The sequence below is a fragment of the Ensifer sp. Root142 genome (genome assembly GCF_001426785.1).
Classification (GTDB): Bacteria; Pseudomonadota; Alphaproteobacteria; order Rhizobiales; family Rhizobiaceae; genus Ensifer; species Ensifer canadensis.
In genome coordinates this window covers 747,782-766,396 of sequence record NZ_LMFK01000034.1, presented here as the reverse complement: position 1 = coordinate 766,396, position 18,615 = coordinate 747,782, and the positions used below count along the sequence as shown (strand labels likewise).

Genomic DNA, 18,615 nt, shown 5'->3' with positions numbered 1-18,615 from the left:
ATAGATCCCATGGGCTGGATCACGGCCGCCGTTTTTTTGCAGAATGAGTGGTCGTCCGATCAACCACCTAATCTGAGGAGACTGCGATGCTTAAGACCGATATCCCGACGACCGCCGTCCAAACCAATCTTGCCGCAATATTTCTGTCTTTGGAACTTTCGCGTTCGACATGGCTCATCACGTCGCTGTCACCGGGGAACGGCGAGAAGATGTCGAAGTACTCGGTAGCAGCTGGCAATATTGTCGGTCTAATTGAGTTGTTCTCGAAGCTGCAGGAAAGAAGCCGAGCCAGAACCGGACAGATCTATCCGATCATTACGATCCAGGAAGCTGGTCTCGATGGTTTTTGGGTCCACCGATCGCTCGAGAAAGAAGGTATCGAAAGTCACATCGTTGATGCGGCTTCAATCGCTACGCCTCGCCGCCGGCGGCGCGTGAAGACGGATCGTGTCGATGGTGAGGCGCTGCTGCGTGTTCTGCTGGCCTTCAAGAGGAAGGAACCGCGCGTCTGTGCGATGGTGCGGGCCATTTCCCATGAAGAGGAAGACCGGCGGCGGATCGGCCGGGAGCGAAAAGCGCTGATGGTAGAACGTGTCGGGCACGTCAATCGGATAAAGGGGCTTCTTTTCTCGCAGGGTATCAGCGATTACGAGCCCCTTCAGAAAGATCGACGCCAGCGCCTCAAGGAACTGCAAACAGGTGACGGTCATATGTTGGCACAACATATGAAAGCTCAGATTGCCCGTGAGCTGGACCGGTTGGAACTGGTTATGGAGCAAATCAAGGTAGTCGAGGATGAGCGTGACGCGCTTATCGCGGAGCAACGGGTAGACAAGACCAAACCATCGCCGGTCGCGATATTACTTGGGATCAAAGGCGTTGGTGCGGAGTTTGCGAACATCCTATGGTCGGAAGGTCTGTTCCGGCCTTTCGACAACCGCCGCCAGGTCGCGGCCTATGCAGGATTGGCACCGACGCCTTGGCAAAGCGGCTCGATTAACCGCGAACAGGGCGTGTCGAAAGCAGGCAATCCGAGACTGCGCACGACTTTAATCCAGCTAGCCTGGCTTTGGTTGCGGCATCAGCCGGATTCGGCATTGGCGCAATGGTTCAGGGGGCGTGTTGAACATAATGGTGGTCGCATGAAGAAGACGACCATCGTCGCGCTGGCGCGCAAGCTGTTGGTCGCACTTTGGAAGTACGTCAGCTCTGGGGTCATCATCGACGGCGCCGTGATGAAGACCGCATAACGCTTTCACTCTCCCCTTTAAGATACCACCAAGGCCTCATGAACCCTGGTGGTTCCAGGCCGACGACCGAGAGAAACTTTGGCGAAATGCCGTCTCATAGAATGGTTTTGTCGACCTGAGCCCTGCCCGCCGGAAGCGGGATGTTGGTGCAGCCGAAATAAACGGCGACCGTATGTGAGGTGGATGAGGCTCGGCGAAACGAGCCGTGTCGCACAGACGGGCTTGGAACCTGGAACCGATACTTTGAGGATGACGACATGTTTTAACTAACTTGACACAGAGGTTCCCATGTGAGGTTTCAGCCGTGTCGCACAGACGGGCTTGGAACCTGGAACCGATACTTTGAGGATGACGACATGTTTTAACTAACTTGACACAGAGGTTCCCATGTGAGGTTTCTCCGCATGATTCATGCCGAAAATGAGCGATCTTTCGATACCGCGCTACGTGGGATGGCCTACCCGCTTACGGCTAAGTCGCAGGTAGCTACATTTTCCGCCGACACTCACAGTTTCCCTGCTAAGACTGGTGCGACCGGATTCTAGTTAGAAATCAATGCGTGCGGTTCGTTAAACTACGCGTCGGCAGTTCGAATTGGTTCAAGGCGATGAGGATAGTCTCGTCAAGACTTCAACTTTCCTAAGTCGCTTAGCGAGTTATCCCCGGTTCCATTTGCCAGTGAGATAAGTTCACTGTGCGTTGGCCGCTTTCCGAATGAGGCCCTCCGCGCTTTCCATCGCAAGCCGGTGTCGAACTGAACTGTTATAATTGGGAGTGGGATCGGGAGCTGTTCCCGCCACCAAGCGAAACTAGGTCCTGGGCTGCTCCCCGTCGTACGATCCGCTTATTACCCAGATGAAGCTTTGAACATCAATATTATCTCGCGGTTCGAGCTCCGCGAGATCCAGCTTTGCTGCCGCCGTAAGGTCCAAAAGACTTTCGTAGACACGTAGGTCCAGTTCAGGGCGGTAAAGGCTTGCGAAGCGGTGCCCGATCCGCTCAGCGAAATCCTTGGTTGCTTCCGGCTTGAGGAACATGTGTTCTGACGGTTTCCAGAGAAAGGGCAGATAAGTCACAATCGTCCACTTGTTTGCCTGAAACGGGGACAGGATCCGGTCAAGCTCTCCCAGCGATCGCTTCCTGTCGCCTTCTGCGAAGATCGCGGCCGCTTGAATGAAATTCCTTGCCTCTCTGCTCCGGAGGACGTCCTGGACCCTCGCCTGTTCTATCGAAAACAACATGTTTGTCGCCCGGAAGGCTGACAGGACTTGCTCCGGGTCTGCATCTCCCGTCAATGCTTCTCAAGCGAGCTGGTCTTTTCCAAGTTCAGCTTGGCCTTGATCTTGTAGGGCCGCTCACTGAATGCATCACTATGAAAGCCGCCAGGATAATAATGCAGGAAAAGCTTCTTCGCACCATCCATTCCGGCATATCGACCCATGGCCTCCCCGGCAGTTTGCAACAAAATTCGCCACGCTGTGTCAGCATCGGCTTCCTCGGAAACTCTCTTTCGGTCTGCCAATCCGAAAAATCGGCCATCCCGTTCGACCAGGTCGAACGTTACCTTGCCAATTTTCTCGGATCGAATGGTTTTGGGCGGTGCCATATACTGCTTCCTGTTTTCGTCAATTGCGAGCTCCGCTCAAGTATCGCACCTGTTAGAGGGCTTCGACCGGACGATCGGGGGCCTTGCTCCAGTCTTGAATATTTCTCCCCGCGGTTCCAGCCCACGATAATACAGGCGGCAGAAACAAGCTTGATTTCGACTTCGAGGAGCGTGCTGAAATATCGCAGACAGATCCAGGAGACGATCAACTGGTCAAGCTGTGATTAGAGCCGGCTATTTGCTCATATCTGTTTTGACTATTTCAACGATTCACCCATACGTTGCGAGGCCGCAGGGAGGAGAATCAGGCCAGCTGGAAGAGCCTCGGTCTCCCGATGCAAAGAAATGCAACGAGAGGGAATATAATGCCGGGTCCACAGGTTGAGAGATTGGTAGACGAAATTCTGGTCCAGCTTCCTCGCAACCCCGAACTCGATCATGCCCTGGCAGCCGTCGTCGCAAATATGTCGGCGTTCATACCCGATTTTGCCGAGCGCATGGTAGAGGAGATAGCCGAGGCTCGCACCATCGTTGCGCGCCAGATGGAAGATGTCGAGATTCTTCATCGTCACTCGGTGATGCGAAAGCGTGACCGCTGGTACTTCGGGGCAAAACCAAGCGACAGACACTGGCCGGCGCTTCGTGCATATCTCATCGCGAAAGGTCTTGATGAGAACGATGTCGAGACAATCGACGAAGCATCCAGCGAGGTCGTGTCGCTGCTTGAAAATCCCCGCAAGGAAGACTTCCAGTGCCGCGGCCTTGTTGTAGGTCATGTTCAGTCAGGCAAGACCGCAAATATGACTGCGGTCATCGCAAAGGCGCTGGATGCCGGCTACGACACGGTCATCGTACTGGCGGGCCTGACGAATAAACTTCGTTACCAGACCCAGATGCGGATGTATAAGGATCTGGTCTCCCGACATCCACTGGACTGGCACCCCTTGACTCCGAATGTCGAGCACCTGGATTTCAGGGCCCCACCCCAGGGAGGCTTCCTGGCGCATACCGACAAGGCCCAGATTGCGGTTGTCAAGAAGAACCCGTCACCATTGAAACAGCTCAAGATCGCGGTCAGGGGGACACATCCGATGGCGCTGAAACGCCTGCGCGTTCTCGTCATTGATGACGAGTGTGATCAGGCAAGTGTAAACAGCGCGCGTGGAGAGTTCGATGTAACTGCGATCAATGCCCACATCCGGGAGTTGCTCGCGATGATCCCGGCTGTCTCCTATATCGGATACACCGCGACCCCGTTTGCCAATGTTCTGGTCGATCCGTTCCGTAAGGATGTGCGGGGCGGGAATAACCTCGACGATCTCTATCCTCGTGACTTCATCACGGCATTGCCTTCATCACCAAACTACTTCGGTACGGAAAAGCTGTTTGGGCGTATCCCCGATGATCCCGAAAATGTGCGCCCTGAAGATGAGCCACTCGACATGATCCGGGACATTCCCGATGCTGACGCGACGGCAATGCAGCCGGCCAGTGTCGCCGGGCGTGATACATTCCAGCCTGAGGTAGCGCCGACGCTGGTCAATGCCATACTTTATTATCTTGCCTGCTGTGCAGCGCGACGCGCGCGCGGCGATGGCGGAGAGCATATGACGATGCTCGTTCATTCGTCTGCTTACATTCTGGCGCATGAAAAGGTTGCTGCGGCTATAGAAAAATGGGTCAGCTCGGTACGTTCGACGCTGACGGACCCGGAAAGCGAGGCTGGCAAGCAGCTTGCTTCGGTGTGGACGAGTGAACAAGGCCGTTTGCCTTCTGATATCACGTCAGCCGCGCCCGTTACTCTCGAACAGATTTTTGTGCATTTGCCGGAGGTGCTGGAAGCACTTGAATTTCCCGTTGAGAACGGCCCGAGCGACAGCAGGATCAACTATGAACTTCCGGCCCGGACATACATCGTCGTTGGCGGATCAATCCTTGCACGTGGTCTCACCCTCGACGGTCTTATGGTCAGCTACTTTCTCCGAAGTGCCAAACAGTATGACACCCTCCTGCAGATGGGCCGCTGGTTCGGTTATCGTGCTGGTTACGAGGACCTGCCCCGCATCTGGATGCCGCTGGATCTCAAGCTTGCTTTCAGGGCGCTGGCAAGGGTCGAGCGTGAGATACGAGAAGACATCGGCCGCTACCATCTTGAAAACAAGACCCCGATGGATATCGCCGTCCGCATCCGTGCGATCCCGGGGATGGCTATCACCAGTGCCACCAAGATGCGTGCGGCCAGGACTGCAGCAATAAGCTATTGGGGAACGCATCGGCAAACCTTCCGGTTCGATCACCGGAATCGCGACGTGCTCAACGGCAACTGGGCCGCGGGCGGAGGCCTCCTCAAGGCTGCAACAGCGCAAGGTCTGCAAGTGCAGGGACAGCCGGAACTCTGGAGAAAGGTTCCAAAGGAGCTCGTGCTGGACTTCATCCAGAAATATGCCTTTCACCCCGACCACGGTGAACTTCAGGCACACGTCCTGTTGCCATTTCTGAAACAGGCAGATCCGCGACTGGCACTGTGGAACGTTGCGGTCGTGACATCCGGTAAAGGTAAAGCTGCGGACAAACCTCTTGGTCCGGTCGTTGAAGCCGGCCTTGTCAATCGCGCGCGCCTCGATGAAGAGGGGCCTTCGGCCGATATCAAGGCGCTTATGTCCAAAACCGACCTGTGGCTGGATTGCGAAGGGGCTGCACCCTCGAGTGAAGGCTGGGAAGAGCTCAAGCAGTTGCGTCAGCGCGAGTTGGGACAGGTCCCGCTGCTATTGCTATATCCGATCGACCGCCAGTCGCCCCCAATGAATAAAGGAAGTACGCGCGTTTCACTCGATGCGATCGAAGATGTGCTGGGCGTTGGCATCGTCTTTCCTGGCAGCGTGACTGAGGGTGGTGAGTTTGTCGCTGTAGACCTTCCATCTCTTTCGACTGAAGACGTCGCAAGAATGGAGGCGGAAGAAGCTGCCGAGATTGCCTTGATCGACGCCGAGGAAGGCAGGGCCACAGCCGGGGGACGTGCATAGTGGACATCGGGGAAAAAACTGCCCGGGCGGCGTGGACTGTACTGCGGGCGGGCGGGAACGAGCCTGCCGGGCTCGGAATTCCGACGAAAGCCTCGTCTGTTACGACCGGTCAGGGCGTTGTCCGCTTTGCACTTGGGCAGAACGGAGAGGCTCGTCTTTTGCTTCCACTCGGAACCGCAGAAAAGGGAAACGTTGTTCAGGGCGCTCCCGCGCTCGACGTTCGTGTTTCGGTGTTTGGAACAGCAGGCAAGCCACAGCGGTTCCTTGATCTGACCTGCCTTCAGCGTGATCTCGATAGCGTATTTGCCGAGGTTGCCGGACACATCCTCGCGAGTGTCGAGAGTGGTACGCGTTGTCTGGATGCTGCCCGAGCAACGATAGCAGAATTCCGGGCGCTCCTTGTCCGCCCAGCCGGGAGCGATGTATCCAGAGAACAGATTGCCGGGCTCGTAGGAGAGTTGCTTGTCCTCAAGCGCCTGCTCGACAGGTCTCCTGATGCCTGGAAAAGCTGGCGTGGTCCGGCAATGGCCCGACATGACTTCATGCGGGCTAATAATTCGCTCGAAGTGAAGGTGTGTCTGGGTAAAGGACGCACCAGGATCACCATCAACGGTCTCGAACAGCTTTCGGAGCCGGCAGAAGGGCTGCTCTTCTTACAGCATTTTGAACTGGAGGTTGCTGAAGCGGCAATGCTTTCGATCTCCAGCCTCGGTCATGCGGTGCTGGACGCCGCCAGCCAGCCGGATGAGGTCAAAATGCTTCTGGTAGCGGTCGGGTGCCACGACATCGATGATCCGCTCTGGAATACAGCTTCGTTCCGGCTCGAACGGGAAACCCTGTATGCCGTCGCAGATGGCTTTCCCCGGCTGGTCTCATCCTCTTTTCCCGGAGGGATCACGCCGTCGGGCATTTCTGATGTAACCTACACAACTGACCTCGCTTTCGCCGGTCCCTTCAGACTGGACACATCCCGCGCGCGTGAGGTCGAGGATCTGTTCCTGCCATGACCCGCCTCAGCCTCCACAGTGAAAGTTACGGCGTCACCGGAAACATCGGAGAGAATTTTCTTCGTCTTCTGGGAACGCCGGCACTCAGCCAGCTACAGACTGTTATTCGTGAGTCCGTGCAGAACATCGCCGATGCTGCCAAGCTTGGCACAGGACCGGAGATACTGCTGCGCCTGAGGCGTCTCAACGCGGCTGAAATGCGGTGCTGCAGAGAAAAGCTGCTGGCGGAGCTTCCTGCTGAAACAAGGTCCCACCAGAGTCTGTCGAGTTTCCTCGAGACAAAGAATTCGGTCGTACTTGAGATATGCGACTTCGGAACGACAGGACTTGGTGGTCCCACCCGGGCCGACAAAATCCCGATCGGAACGAACAGGACCGATTTTATCCATTTCCTTCGCAATATCGGCACGCCACGCGACACCGAATATGGCGGCGGGACCTATGGCTTCGGCAAGGCGGCTCTCTATGGCGCGAGCAAGTGCCGGACTATCCTTGTTGATACCCTGACTGAGGAGGGTGAACGGCGTTTCATCGGGTGTCACATCGGCGCTCGCTTCGAGACTGAAGAAAGAAGAATGCTAAAGCAGTTCACCGGCCGTCACTGGTGGGGTGTCGCCGATCGCAGTGACGGAATTGCTGATCCAGCGCGTGGAAAACAGGCTGCCCAGCTGGCCGCAGCGATCGGCTTTCCGGGGCGTGAGGAGAACCAGTCGGGCACATCCATCATGATCCTCGACCTCCAGACGGATGGCGAGGAGCTCGCGGTCATCGGTCAAAAGATCGTTGAGGGCCTTCTGTGGAGTTTCTGGCCACGAATGATGAGAACCACCCCGAAAAAAAGACGCTTTACCTGCAGAGTAATGGTCGGGGAAGACGAGCTGAAGATCCCTGAACCCGAGGAGTTTCCTCCTCTCGATCTCTATTGCAAGGCGATGCGTGCGGCCCGTGCCGGCAAAGGTAACGATGTCCGCCCTGTTTCGTGCCAGCGCCCCGTGAAACATCTTGGCAACCTTGCTCTGGAAAAAGGCCTGCGAGGAAAGAGACGGCCAGTTGTGGCCGGGGATAGCCTTTTTCCTGCTTCCGCGCATCATATCGCTCTCATGCGACCGGTAGAACTGGTGGTTCGTTATCTTGAGGGTACACCACTCCCCGATGAGCGATTTGAATGGGCCGGGGTGTTCCTCGTTGACCGTGAGGACGAAGTCGAACGTGCTTTCGCGCGGTCTGAACCTCCTGCGCATGACGACTGGGTCTCCGGGAACATGGAGAGAGGGCACCCCAGAACGTTCGTAAACGTTGCATTGCGCACTCTCGAAACAGCAGCACGTGAAATGGGTGAAGCTGGCCCCTCCAGGATCTCCGGCAGGTTCGAGGCACCGCCGCTTGCTCGTGTGGCCGGTCGATTGGGCGGTGCACTGGCCGGTACTGGTGGCGACGGAGCCGGGCCGGTGCGGCCTGGTGGAGACGGCGGAGGCGCTGGCGGTAGTTCCGGCCGTTCGGCGCGAGTGTCTCGTCCTGTTTTCGACCGGCTTGTCAGGGAGGGTGGCCGAACGCTGGCGGTATTCCTGACAGATGTTGTCCAGGGGAACGGCACTTCCGGCTTTGTCCTTGTCGCCAATGCCTCGATTACGATGGATGGTGTTGCAGCGAAGCGGGATCCGTCACTCGATCGTCCGGAAATTGTAAGAATGCAGTCTTCCGGGGGCGAGCTTTCGTCTGGATCCTCAAGGCTTGATCTCGGAAAAGCCGAAGGCCGCTTCGAGATCGTTGCGGAGGTTCCTCGTGATTGTGCGGTGACTGTGGACGTTGAACTCATCGGATCGGAGGTCGGATGAGCCGGCGCATTGCTTTTCCTTTCCTCACCCTTCAGGATCCCTCGGTACTGGCGCAAGACTGGAAGATCGCCGTTGGCCACGGTGAGCTCCTCGACAGTGGCGAGTGGCTTCCGGATTGGGACGCCTCGATCCCGCTTCGTCTAAGTCGATCATTCGGTATCGACTTCGCGACAGCGGCGCGCGATCTTGAGATAGATGCTGATGATCTGAGACTGGCTGTCATTTTACGCATAGGCAGCGGTCAGGGACGTCTGTCTCGTTCAATTATCGCCAGGGAACACCGGGTTCTCGACGCCGACCATCCCGTCACCCTTCTGGAGGTGATCGTCGATGGAAGCCAGCTGTCCTCGGTTCTTGATTTGCATGTTGATATTACACTTGCCGATGATTGCGGTACCGGAAGCGATCTTTCACCATCGCGGAAAGGTGACCGGGTCTGGCGAGACACCGCGCGGATCAGGCTTGAGGGCGAGGAGCCCCGGCTGCCTATCGAGGTCGCTGACCTTTCCTCGTTGCTGACCGGCGTTGCTGCCTTTGCACCCTGGTATCTGGAATGGTCTCCGCGTGACTGGTCACGTGACTTCCATGGTGCCATCCGTCTCTATCTCAGCAGCGGCCACCAGAACCTCATTACACGGATTGAGGCCGAGGATACTGAAGTCCTGCGCATTCTGATGGCTGATGTCATGAGCCAGGTCGGCGAAAGTCTGCTTCGTGAACCGGACGCAGCTCTCATTCTCGAAACCTGTGCGCAAGGATCTATCGGCGCGCAGGTAGAATTCTGGTTGAAGCTGGCATTTCCTGGTCGCGACGTCCGTTACGCGAAATCGCTGCTGGAACAGCGCCCCGGCCTGTTCCGGGCATCGATACAAGCGCTCGCAAATCAGCAGGTACAAGACATTGATCACGTTGATGCCTCGCCTTTCCGGTGCAGCAGCCCAGCAAATGCTTGATGAGATGCTTGCAAATGACGGATTTCGTTGGCCAGGCTTTTCGGCCGACACGCTCCCGAACGGAGCACGCTTCGCCGCAACCGGCGGATCTGTCATACACGCCACACGTTTGCGAGAACTGCGAAAAGAGCTTGTCGCTCTCGCCGGTGATTTTGGCTTTGGTGCCGAGGACAGGAAGAACCGCTTTGGAGAGTACGATTCGGCCCTGACGCGCTGGATCGCAGGGCTGACCGAGTTCAGTTCAGGTGAAGCACTTCGTGATGATGTCTGGTGTTTTATCGCCGTCGCCATGGCTCCCGACATAGTGCACTGGCGCTTTGGCACGTCGAGAGAACGCTATCTGGGCGGTGTGCGAAACTGCTTTCAAAGGGCATGGTTGCGTGCCCAGGCCCTGGATCGGGGAGAATCCCATTCCGATCGCTGGGGTCTTGTTGACCAGCTGACAGAAGATGCGCTCGTCCAGATAACCGAACGTCCGAGCATTGGAGCGGACCCGGTTCTGTCACTTGCTCTCGCAGAGGGATGGGTTCGCGCGGCAAGCCGCATCGGGCGGCCCCGCATGGAGGCTGTCATGCGTCAGGCAACCTTGCGACTGCGCGTGCGAAACGAGGTTCAGGCCCTGACGCTTCTGGATGAAGACGACCTTGCAGACATAGTGGACCAATTTTTCAACGCCGCCTCGGAGCAGACGATCGTTGCTTCGTCCGCGCTGGATATCCCCGCTAACCCGGATGCAGGGGTATCTGGAGCGGCAGACGGGGCGACTGCCCCGGTTCGAAAGAAAGGGTGGTCACTCTGGAGGACCAGATCGTCGGGATGACCTTCAGTCCTTTATCGACGTATGCGTCCGGTTGAGACAGCGTGAGCGTCGCATCTTCTGTGGTAAGTTCAGAACGTTTGCAGAACATAACTTGCTGTCCGGGAGTTTTTTTGCCAGTCTGTCAAAAAATGACCCAGAGAATGGCAGGTGATTCGTGCAGAACGCGCAACCGGACGAGAACGAATTCAATCATTTGTGTCAGCGCGCCGGTCTCACATCAGCTGAGGCTGCATCCTTGATTTCAGTTTCCGATCGTACCGCCGCCCGCTATGTCAGCGGCGAGGGGCGCCCGACTGACCTCGCGCTCAGGGTGCTGAAAGACCTTGCCGATCGTAGATGTGCCGGCAAGGGGCCAATCTCATTCCGGTTCATCGATCTGTTTGCCGGTATTGGTGGACTTCGCATCGGCTTTCAGGGCATTGGCGGACACTGCGTCTTCACCTCGGAGTGGGACGAGAATGCCCAAAAGACCTATGGCTTGAATTTTCGCGACAATCATCGCCTCGCCGGTGATGTGCGGGAATATTCCGAAAACCCGGATCTGATCCCCGAGCATGACATCCTGCTTGCCGGCTTCCCCTGCCAGCCATTTTCGATCGCTGGCGTGTCGAAGAAGAACGCACTCGGTCGGCCTCACGGTTTTCTCTGCGATACGCAGGGCACGCTCTTCTTCGACACCGCCCAGATCATCGCGCACCATCGACCCGCAGCGTTCGTACTCGAAAACGTCAAGAACCTCGAAAGTCATGACAAGGGTCGGACATTCGCGACGATTATCAATGTTCTGACGAATGAACTTGGCTATCACGTTCAGACACGGGTGATCAGCTCCGAGCACTGGGTACCGCAGCGCCGCGAACGTATTTTCATTGTCGGTTTCCGTGAGCCGACCGACTTCGATCTGAAGTCACTCAAGCTTCCGGCAAATGGACCGAAGCTTGGCAGTATTCTGGATCCGCATGACGAGGTCGATCCGAAATACACCCTGACCCCACGCCTGTGGGAATACCTGCAGGCCTACAAGGAAAAGCACAATTCGAAAGGTAACGGGTTCGGATACAGTCTGTTTGGCCCTGATGATGTGACGCGGACGCTCTCTGCCCGCTACTACAAGGACGGATCGGAAATTCTCGTCGCACAACCTGGCAAGCGGCCACGTCGACTGACACCCCTGGAATGCGCCCGTCTGATGGGCTTTGACCGGGGCGATCGCCGCTGGAAAATACCAGTTTCGGATACCCAGGCCTACCGGCAGTTCGGTAATGCCGTGGTCGTTCCGGTTGTCGAGTTTCTAGCCGATGCAATGAAGCCGTTCATTGAGTCAGCATTGCTGAGAGGCGCCAGTCGCTCAATGGCAGCGCCTGTGACTGTAACCCGCCCCGATCGGGAGCCGGTTAGCGCGCATGGCTGACATCGTCACGGCTGAAGTTCGCAGCCGGATGATGTCAGGTATCCGTGGTACCAACACGAAGCCGGAACTTCTGCTGCGCAAAGGGCTCCATGCACTGGGGTTTCGCTTCCGGCTGCATGATCGCTCGCTCCCCGGAAAGCCGGATATTGTCCTTCCGCGCTACAAGGCGGTCATATTCGCGCATGGCTGCTTCTGGCATGGCCACGAGTGCCACCTGTTCAAATGGCCTTCAACCCGCCCGGAGTTCTGGCAGGCAAAAATAGCGCGAAATCGGGCCGTCGATGAGCGGACTGATGCAGCTCTGACAGAGGCCGGTTGGCGCCAGGCGATTGTGTGGGAGTGTGCCCTCAAGGGTAAAACACGACTGCCTCTCGAGGATGTCATCCGGTCGTGTGCTGAGTGGCTGAAGTCTGACCAGCCGCGCTTGGAAATCAGGGGAGGATAGAATGCGCCGCGGGCTTTTGTCAGATCTTTTCACCGGAGTCGTCGCCAAGCGTTTGACGCTGGTGGAAACCATCACGCACAAATCGAACCAGCACGAGTTTCAGGGCACGAGACCACTTCGCCGGCTTCTGGGTGACGATGATCGCAGAGGTATCGCGACACGCTTCATCTGGATCTCCGGCGAGCAGGAGGCCCTGGCGGAAGAGGGCTTCATGAGCTGGTCTAACGTGCGCAAAGGAAAGCCGCGCGCACCGGAGTATCACCTCTACTATTCCTCAAACGCCGTCACCGAGCTTATGCAGCCTGGCGACATGCTGTTTCTGGCTTGGCAGCAAGATGGCTCGATCCTCGTCGTTGTAACGCCCTCTGCTACGATCCAGAACCAGCTTCTCTGGTTGTTTGCGCTGGAGGAGCAGCCCGAATTCGCCTTCACATTCCAGGAGATCGATGGCGCACATAGCGCCGAACTCGATTTTGCAGCGCGCTATATTCTTGATGAGCTGGGGATCGAGCCGGAAGAGCCTGAGGCCGATCGGCTTGATAGCCTCATCGAACGGTTCGGTCTCGACTTCCCGAAAACACGCGTGTTCTCCGAGCTTGCACGGACATCAATGCCGGAGGTTTCTGCTGCAGATAATCCGGACCTTGCGCTGATCTCATGGATGGATCGCGAGGAGCAGCTTTTCAAAAGGCTGGAACGGCGTATCGTCGCCGCACGTATTGGCAGCGGCTTTGGTGCGGCTGGCGACGCTGACGTTGAAGGATTTCTGGCGTTTTCGTTGAGCGTACAGAACCGACGAAAGGCGCGGGCGGGGCAGGCACTCGAAAATCATCTTGAGGCAGTTTTTGCCGCCCAGCAGATTCGATACGTTCGGGGCGCCGAGACAGAGAACCGGAACAAGCCCGATTTTCTGTTCCCGGGGCAGAATGAGTATCGTGATCCGCTTTATCCGGACGCAAGGCTGACGATGCTCGGTGCCAAGTCGACGCTGAAAGATCGCTGGCGCCAGGTTCTGTCGGAGGCTCTCCGGATCCCGGAAAAACACCTTCTTACCCTTGAGCCCGGGATATCAGAAAACCAGACTGACGAGATGCAGGCCAAGAAGCTACAGCTCGTCGTGCCGAAGCGGTTGCACAATACCTATCGACTGACGCAGCAGGCGTGGCTGATGGACGTTGCCGACTTTATCTCTGTTGTGCGATCTCGTCAGGAGACCTGATCAACTCCAGTTGCCAATCAGCAAGCGCTACCGGTCTGCGACCGCTATGCTGAAGCTCCTGCGGCTGGCCTGTTCCCGCTTGGTCCGTGTCGAGAACTCCAGAAATCCCGCTTCCCGCGGCGCTATGCTGATTTCTCCGGTATTCTTCATGGTTCGTCTGAACGACCGCCGGCAGGCGGTCGAGGCAATCGGTCGGATTTTGATTGGTACCTGGCCAAGCTCTTCTGCTCAAGGAATGGGTGCGCTCTCTGGAGGATAGCCAAAGCACCGAATCTAACATCGACGGCGTCCTTATCCCGGCCGACGGCCTGGACATGTTGATCACTTATTTGGAGATGATCGACACCACTGAAGAGCATGCGTCTCTCATCCAAGCCATACGCAATCTCTTGTTGGTCAACAAAAACTTCGTTTCTTCGGAAAAGAAGAAATTCGAGCGACAAAGGTGGTCCGAGGCAATCCAGCGTATGATCCCTGAGATCGTCGATTTGTCTCCACGCGAATAACGTGGCTGCAGAACCTGGGCGGCTGATTCAGGCACCCAGATTCTGTTCGCGTTCAAGCCTCATCGCTTTTCTAGCGTCCACTATTTTCAGAAGATGGCTGGCGAGCATGGCGATTTCGATCGCCTCAACGGGGTCGTTCATCGGGATATTCCGATGTGAATGGGGATTCTTGTATGACCCGATCGATCCGGCAAAGAGGTGCATCAGCGCTTCGCGTTCTGAATCCTCCTGATTTGGATCCCTTAGCGGTCCGGTATCCTTGTGGAACGCCTTCCGGATCATCGGCACTCCGTGCTCGCCTGTTGCGAAACCTGCCGCCTCCCGCACTGAGATTTCTACGGCACGCATCGCGTGGAAAATCGCATCGGGGAAATTGCCTCGCACAAATGCAAGCCATACTTCTTCTGCAATGCCGGAATGAAGGAGTTCCCGGTTCAGCTTGCTGGCGAGGGCGAAATGCTGGAAGTCGCTGATAGATTGGAAGTTATTGGCTCTGCGGCTGAGCATCTTCCCGGGACCGTTCTGCTCGGGCGGAAATGGGACCAGCAGGCCTTGCGCCTGCAGCCAAGACATAGCCTCGGTTAAAGCAAAGGCGACAGCCACACGCTTGTCCCTTGGATATCCCGTCCCGCCCTCGGGTTCCGTAGGCTCAGTCATGACTTCGGCGATAAACTCAGATGGCTGAAGTTGATCCGGCTTATTACGGAACCGCTCCTTCATTAAGAACAGGAGTTTGCCGGCAAGTTCTTCTGGCTGAAGCGCTAGTAGGGCGTCCACGTCCGGGATAGCGGTGTGGATTTCTTTCATGCGACACTCCAGATCAATCGAATACCGGCTATAAGAGTCTTATCAGGACGATGGATATCTAATTTACTGAAGGAACTCAATGGGATCGGGCAAGAGTTAACCGGGTACAGGGTTCGATATGGTTCAAGGTGACGGAAGTGCAGTCAACCCCCCGGTCGCGGTCGCTCGCCGATCGGTCTCCGCGCAGTTGTTCGTTGGGGAGGGCCTCCGGAAATGCTTTCAACTGGGCTGAAATTCTCAACGTTTCCCGGCAGATCATGCTCGGTTGGTCGACGCCGGCTGGCAGGCGCCCACACAGTCGAAATTCAGGGCGGAATTGGGCTAGATGCCTTCGCTTCTTGCGTTGGAAAGGTGAATAGCCGCTCCTCCTCGACGCTATTGAGCAGGAAGAGATACCCGAGCGCTTTGGACATACTTCGGTCCCTGCGGGGCCCGAGAAAATAGGTATCGAACTTCGCACGTGCTAGCGAGCTGAAAGAGAAGAACTCGTACACCCTTCGCTGTACCAGTTCCGCGATATCCTGCCGGCGCCGCATGTCCGCGAGAGAGTTCCCTTGTGAGGGCTTCGCCGTCATGATCGCGTAGGGTTCATAGCTCAGATCGCCGGCGCCGTTCTCGTTCTCGACGAAGCACGTGACACGGTGCTGCTCATTCCAGGTCTGCAGCTTGCCTAGGATGATCTCGCGATCGCCGAGGTAGACCATGTGGGGGACCTCCTTCCCGGTGTGCGGCTTGCAGAACCAATCGATCAGATCAGTGTGGGTTTCGAAGGAACAAAACCGGTAGGCGATTCCGTCTAACGGGGTGGCGTCTCGTTCTTTCCCAAGATCGTCGCAGCGCGCGCCCAAGTGCTCCAGGAGCCCGTCGGGAGCGCAGTCATGCTTCCACACCTCGCGGCACGATTGAATTCGACGAGCGACCTCTGTCCACATGCGGAGCAATTGCTCCGTCCCCTCCTTCGAATTCGCGCTGCTCCTTGCCAGTCGCAACTGGAAGGAGTTTTCCGCTTCACTGGCCACTTGCTCCACGTCCTTGAGGAACTCCCCGTACCACTCTTTGTACCACTGCATCTGCGTGCCTGAAGGAGGGCGTCTAATAGTGCGGCGCGCCTCCTCAGCAATCCGTCGCGCCATGGAGGCTGTTTGGCAGATGGTGGCGAGTTCGATGCGCTCTTCGGGGCGGACGACCCCGAACCGATCGATCTTGCACAAGTGCTCGACAACATTCTCTGCCGTCGAGCTCGCCACATAGCCGATGTAGACCGCGCTTCCAAGTTCGCGGTTTCGACGCTCCAGATAGGAAATACCTGTTGCGAAGACGATGGGAGAGAAGATCCCCGACGCGGCACGTCCGGCTTCCGAGAAGCGCATCGTGACGGGATCGCACAGCACATCGATCTTTCCTTCCCTAAGCTGTTCGAAGCGGTCAAACGCTGTCACGTCGGTCTCTACCACTGAAAAGTCGCCGCCCTCGAAGATCCAGTAGCAAAGATCGGCGAGGAAACCTCGGTACAGTGGCTGATCCCCAGCTTGCATTCCACTATCGGCACTAACCTTGTAGGAAAATGGCTCAACATCGGCACGGAATCCGATCTTGACTTCGCCCTTGATGGGGGCCACCTGCGCTAAGGCGACTGGGCTATGAATGCATACCAACGCGAGCGCCACCGCCAGGATTGCAGCTGTCCGCGCCCCGCGAGCGAAGGATGCGGGGCGGGGTTTGCCGAACACGACAGCGGCCAGAAAGGCCAAGACTGGCATCACGAAAAAATCCAGCCCACCATAGTAGTAGAAGCATCCATCGTCCAAGATATCGGTGAGGAAGATTGCGTTGCTCGTGCACGCCCGCGCGCTGTACCAAAATGCGAGGTGTGACACTTGGCAGACCGCGACCGACAGCCCGCCCCAGATTCCATAGACAATCGCTGCGCGGTCATAGGCTCTGGCGTCAGCCGCAATGAGCGTGAGCCATACCAGCGGAATCGCTATCAATGCCATGGACGTATAGTAAAGTAGAAAAGGGCTTGGACCGCCAATAAGGAGGTCCTGAAAGCCGCTTACGTCCCTAGCGATAAAAAACGCCCATAATGCGGCAACCCCGCTGAGGCATATAACCGATATGACAAAGGCCATCACGACAATGGCAAGGCGCTGCTCGGCGTAAGCCGACCGGTCGTGGCGCGCGAGGGCGATCCACTTCCGCCCGTCGTAATAGTACTGACGCACTGCGAAGGCTACCAGGAGCGGAAACCAGAAAATCGAAAGGAAGAGGAGGGCATACAATCCGGCGGTCGCAACGACGACGCGCAGGCTGTCTGGCATCGCATGCGGCGACAGCGGCGGATGGAGATTCTGCCAAGTGAGTATCGCGTAGAGCGGAATCGTGATTAGAATACTTATGAGAACGCCGAGCTCCGGGCCGGTTCCGGCAAGATTCGGCGGATCGGCGTTCCGCAGTAGCTCTCGAAGTCCAGACACCCGGACAAGCCCGTCTCTGTTGGCAGAAGGTTGCATGCAACTCGGATCCCGCTCCACGTAAACCGCTAGAATTGCCGCTAGCTCATCCCGCAGCTCCTGGGCCCGCCCAAGCGTCTCCGCGATATACTTCTCTCTTCGCGCGGCCTTCCCTTCGCCGGGTGTGGCTTGCTCCCGGATGCGCCTATCGAATCCATCAAGGAGCTCGTCGGCCTGATTAGCGATGCTTTGCTCCATGTCGCGCACTGCATCCGAAACATCGGTTCCGGGCCACGTACCACGGCTTCCCCTTGCCCATGCGACAAGGAGTTCTAACTGGGCCAGTAGCGTCAGGCCCCTCTCGAGCTTGACGGGATTGAGGCTCTCGTGGACCCAGGTGTTGTCGGTCTTACGCTGGATGGCTTCCAATTTACCTGTCAGATCCTTAATTAGGCTCTCCGCTTCAGCAAGCTTGCCGGTGGCCGCAGCATCGAGAAGACTGACGATGTCACGGGTCGTCTCGCGGATCCTCACCGGAATTCCAACTGCCCGATAGGCGCGTTGAAAGAGCCAGCCCTCGGCCATCCGAAGCTGCGGGATGAGCGGCGCGAGTCCGGCAAAACCGAAAGCCAGCATGAGAGGCCATTGTGGACTGTCGAACTGAAGCGAACTCGCGTCCACCTGTATTCCCACGACATTGAGCGCATTCAGAGTCTGCACAATGAGCTTTCCGAAGAACGTCATCGCGACATAGAGGAAGAGAAGCGTAATCAGATAGATGAGATAGGCCTGCCGCATCGCCGCGGCGCCACCCAGATCTGAAACTTCGACTTCCTTCATCACACGATAGCGGAAGTCCTGGGCGCCGGTTTGGCGAGTATTGAAGCGCTCCCACGCGAAATAGGCGATGAAAAGCCAACCCAACACAAACGCGATAACAAACTGCTGGGCGAACTGCACCCCCATCATTGGGATCTGCGGCACATCCTGTACCTGGAGGCGTCCATAGTTCCACAGTGTTTCGGGCACACCCGAGGGCCATGAATCGCTCATCCCCGTATACCTTTCACCATAGGTTACTGGGTGCTGACCAATTTGGTGCTAAAACGTATCGCCGGACGTGGGCGCCCGGCGACTGCTTACGGGCACTTCTGAATGTTACACGGGGTGCCCGCGTACGAGTTCCCGCCAACCGTAGACATTGCAACAAAGCATATCGCTAGAGCGAGCAAAAGCCGCATGTTAGTCTCCTGAGTTCTGGACGGAACCGGCTCAGTATT

14 protein-coding genes are annotated in these 18,615 nt (G+C 57.0%); 10 read left to right on the top strand and 4 right to left on the bottom strand.

Annotated features, from left to right (window positions below; all coding sequences use genetic code 11):
* Positions 1-86 precede the first annotated feature (86 nt).
* The gene (locus ASD52_RS28270) at positions 87-1,250 is read left to right on the top strand and encodes an IS110 family transposase (protein WP_057226310.1); all 1,164 of its coding nucleotides are present in this window, start codon (positions 87-89) and stop codon (positions 1,248-1,250) included.
* 809 nt (positions 1,251-2,059) lie between these two features.
* Here ASD52_RS28270 and ASD52_RS28265 read toward each other — a convergent pair.
* Both ASD52_RS28265 and ASD52_RS28260 read right to left on the bottom strand, forming a co-directional pair.
* Entirely contained in the window at positions 2,060-2,545 is a 486-nt protein-coding gene (locus tag ASD52_RS28265; RefSeq protein WP_057226309.1) for a hypothetical protein, read from the bottom strand.
* Positions 2,542-2,856, bottom strand: a complete 315-nt coding sequence (locus ASD52_RS28260) for a hypothetical protein (protein ID WP_057226307.1) — start codon at positions 2,854-2,856, stop codon at positions 2,542-2,544. The genes ASD52_RS28265 and ASD52_RS28260 overlap by 4 nt, the downstream gene beginning before the upstream one ends.
* A gap of 389 nt (positions 2,857-3,245) precedes the next feature.
* On the opposite strand from ASD52_RS28260, the gene ASD52_RS28255 reads away from it, so the two are divergent.
* The 9 genes from ASD52_RS28255 to ASD52_RS28215 all read left to right on the top strand — a co-directional run bounded on the left by ASD52_RS28255 (position 3,246) and on the right by ASD52_RS28215 (position 14,075).
* Positions 3,246-5,879, top strand: coding sequence for a Z1 domain-containing protein (locus ASD52_RS28255; RefSeq protein ID WP_200954099.1), 2,634 nt, complete (start codon positions 3,246-3,248; stop codon positions 5,877-5,879).
* The gene (locus tag ASD52_RS28250; protein ID WP_057226303.1) at positions 5,879-6,886 is read left to right on the top strand and encodes a PD-(D/E)XK motif protein; all 1,008 of its coding nucleotides are present in this window, start codon (positions 5,879-5,881) and stop codon (positions 6,884-6,886) included. Before ASD52_RS28255 ends, ASD52_RS28250 begins: the two co-directional genes overlap by 1 nt.
* Positions 6,883-8,721 carry a hypothetical protein gene (locus ASD52_RS28245; protein ID WP_057226301.1) on the top strand — a complete coding sequence of 613 codons (1,839 nt, stop codon included), beginning with the start codon at positions 6,883-6,885 and terminating at the stop codon, positions 8,719-8,721. The genes ASD52_RS28250 and ASD52_RS28245 overlap by 4 nt, the downstream gene beginning before the upstream one ends.
* Positions 8,718-9,674, top strand: a complete 957-nt coding sequence (locus ASD52_RS28240) for a hypothetical protein (RefSeq protein WP_063991869.1) — start codon at positions 8,718-8,720, stop codon at positions 9,672-9,674. The genes ASD52_RS28245 and ASD52_RS28240 overlap by 4 nt, the downstream gene beginning before the upstream one ends.
* The gene (locus tag ASD52_RS28235) at positions 9,667-10,494 is read left to right on the top strand and encodes a hypothetical protein (RefSeq protein ID WP_063991868.1); all 828 of its coding nucleotides are present in this window, start codon (positions 9,667-9,669) and stop codon (positions 10,492-10,494) included. The genes ASD52_RS28240 and ASD52_RS28235 overlap by 8 nt, the downstream gene beginning before the upstream one ends.
* A gap of 235 nt (positions 10,495-10,729) precedes the next feature.
* On the top strand, positions 10,730-11,905 hold the full coding sequence (gene dcm, locus ASD52_RS28230) for a DNA (cytosine-5-)-methyltransferase (RefSeq protein ID WP_277996391.1): 1,176 nt from the start codon (positions 10,730-10,732) through the stop codon (positions 11,903-11,905).
* Complete coding sequence (locus tag ASD52_RS28225; protein WP_057226297.1) at positions 11,898-12,350, top strand: very short patch repair endonuclease; 453 nt, start codon at positions 11,898-11,900, stop codon at positions 12,348-12,350. The genes dcm and ASD52_RS28225 overlap by 8 nt, the downstream gene beginning before the upstream one ends.
* Before the next feature lies 1 nt (position 12,351).
* Positions 12,352-13,569: a type II restriction endonuclease gene (locus ASD52_RS28220; protein ID WP_057226295.1), complete on the top strand. Its 1,218-nt coding sequence runs from the start codon at positions 12,352-12,354 to the stop codon at positions 13,567-13,569.
* A 203-nt stretch (positions 13,570-13,772) separates the two neighbouring features.
* A complete protein-coding gene (locus ASD52_RS28215) occupies positions 13,773-14,075 on the top strand; it encodes a hypothetical protein (RefSeq protein ID WP_057226293.1) in 303 nt (100 codons plus the stop codon).
* A gap of 27 nt (positions 14,076-14,102) precedes the next feature.
* Here ASD52_RS28215 and ASD52_RS28210 read toward each other — a convergent pair whose 3' ends face one another.
* Together ASD52_RS28210 and ASD52_RS28205 are read right to left on the bottom strand one after the other, a co-directional pair.
* The gene (locus ASD52_RS28210; protein ID WP_057226291.1) at positions 14,103-14,882 is read right to left on the bottom strand and encodes a TIGR02391 family protein; all 780 of its coding nucleotides are present in this window, start codon (positions 14,880-14,882) and stop codon (positions 14,103-14,105) included.
* A 305-nt stretch (positions 14,883-15,187) separates the two neighbouring features.
* Positions 15,188-18,388 carry a hypothetical protein gene (locus tag ASD52_RS28205; RefSeq protein ID WP_057226289.1) on the bottom strand — a complete coding sequence of 1,067 codons (3,201 nt, stop codon included), beginning with the start codon at positions 18,386-18,388 and terminating at the stop codon, positions 15,188-15,190.
* Positions 18,389-18,615 lie beyond the last annotated feature (227 nt).

Bases quoted from the DNA above. Each gene is read 5' to 3' on its own strand.
- ASD52_RS28270 (WP_057226310.1), top strand. From the start codon at position 87: ATGCTTAAGACCGATATCCCGACGACCGCCGTCCAAACCAATCTTGCC.
- ASD52_RS28260 (WP_057226307.1), bottom strand. From the start codon at position 2,856: ATGGCACCGCCCAAAACCATTCGATCCGAGAAAATTGGCAAGGTAACG.
- ASD52_RS28245 (WP_057226301.1), top strand. From the start codon at position 6,883: ATGACCCGCCTCAGCCTCCACAGTGAAAGTTACGGCGTCACCGGAAAC.
- ASD52_RS28240 (WP_063991869.1), top strand. From the start codon at position 8,718: ATGAGCCGGCGCATTGCTTTTCCTTTCCTCACCCTTCAGGATCCCTCG.
- ASD52_RS28235 (WP_063991868.1), top strand. From the start codon at position 9,667: ATGCTTGATGAGATGCTTGCAAATGACGGATTTCGTTGGCCAGGCTTT.
- ASD52_RS28225 (WP_057226297.1), top strand. From the start codon at position 11,898: ATGGCTGACATCGTCACGGCTGAAGTTCGCAGCCGGATGATGTCAGGT.
- ASD52_RS28220 (WP_057226295.1), top strand. From the start codon at position 12,352: ATGCGCCGCGGGCTTTTGTCAGATCTTTTCACCGGAGTCGTCGCCAAG.
- ASD52_RS28210 (WP_057226291.1), bottom strand. From the start codon at position 14,882: ATGAAAGAAATCCACACCGCTATCCCGGACGTGGACGCCCTACTAGCG.
- ASD52_RS28205 (WP_057226289.1), bottom strand. From the start codon at position 18,388: ATGAGCGATTCATGGCCCTCGGGTGTGCCCGAAACACTGTGGAACTAT.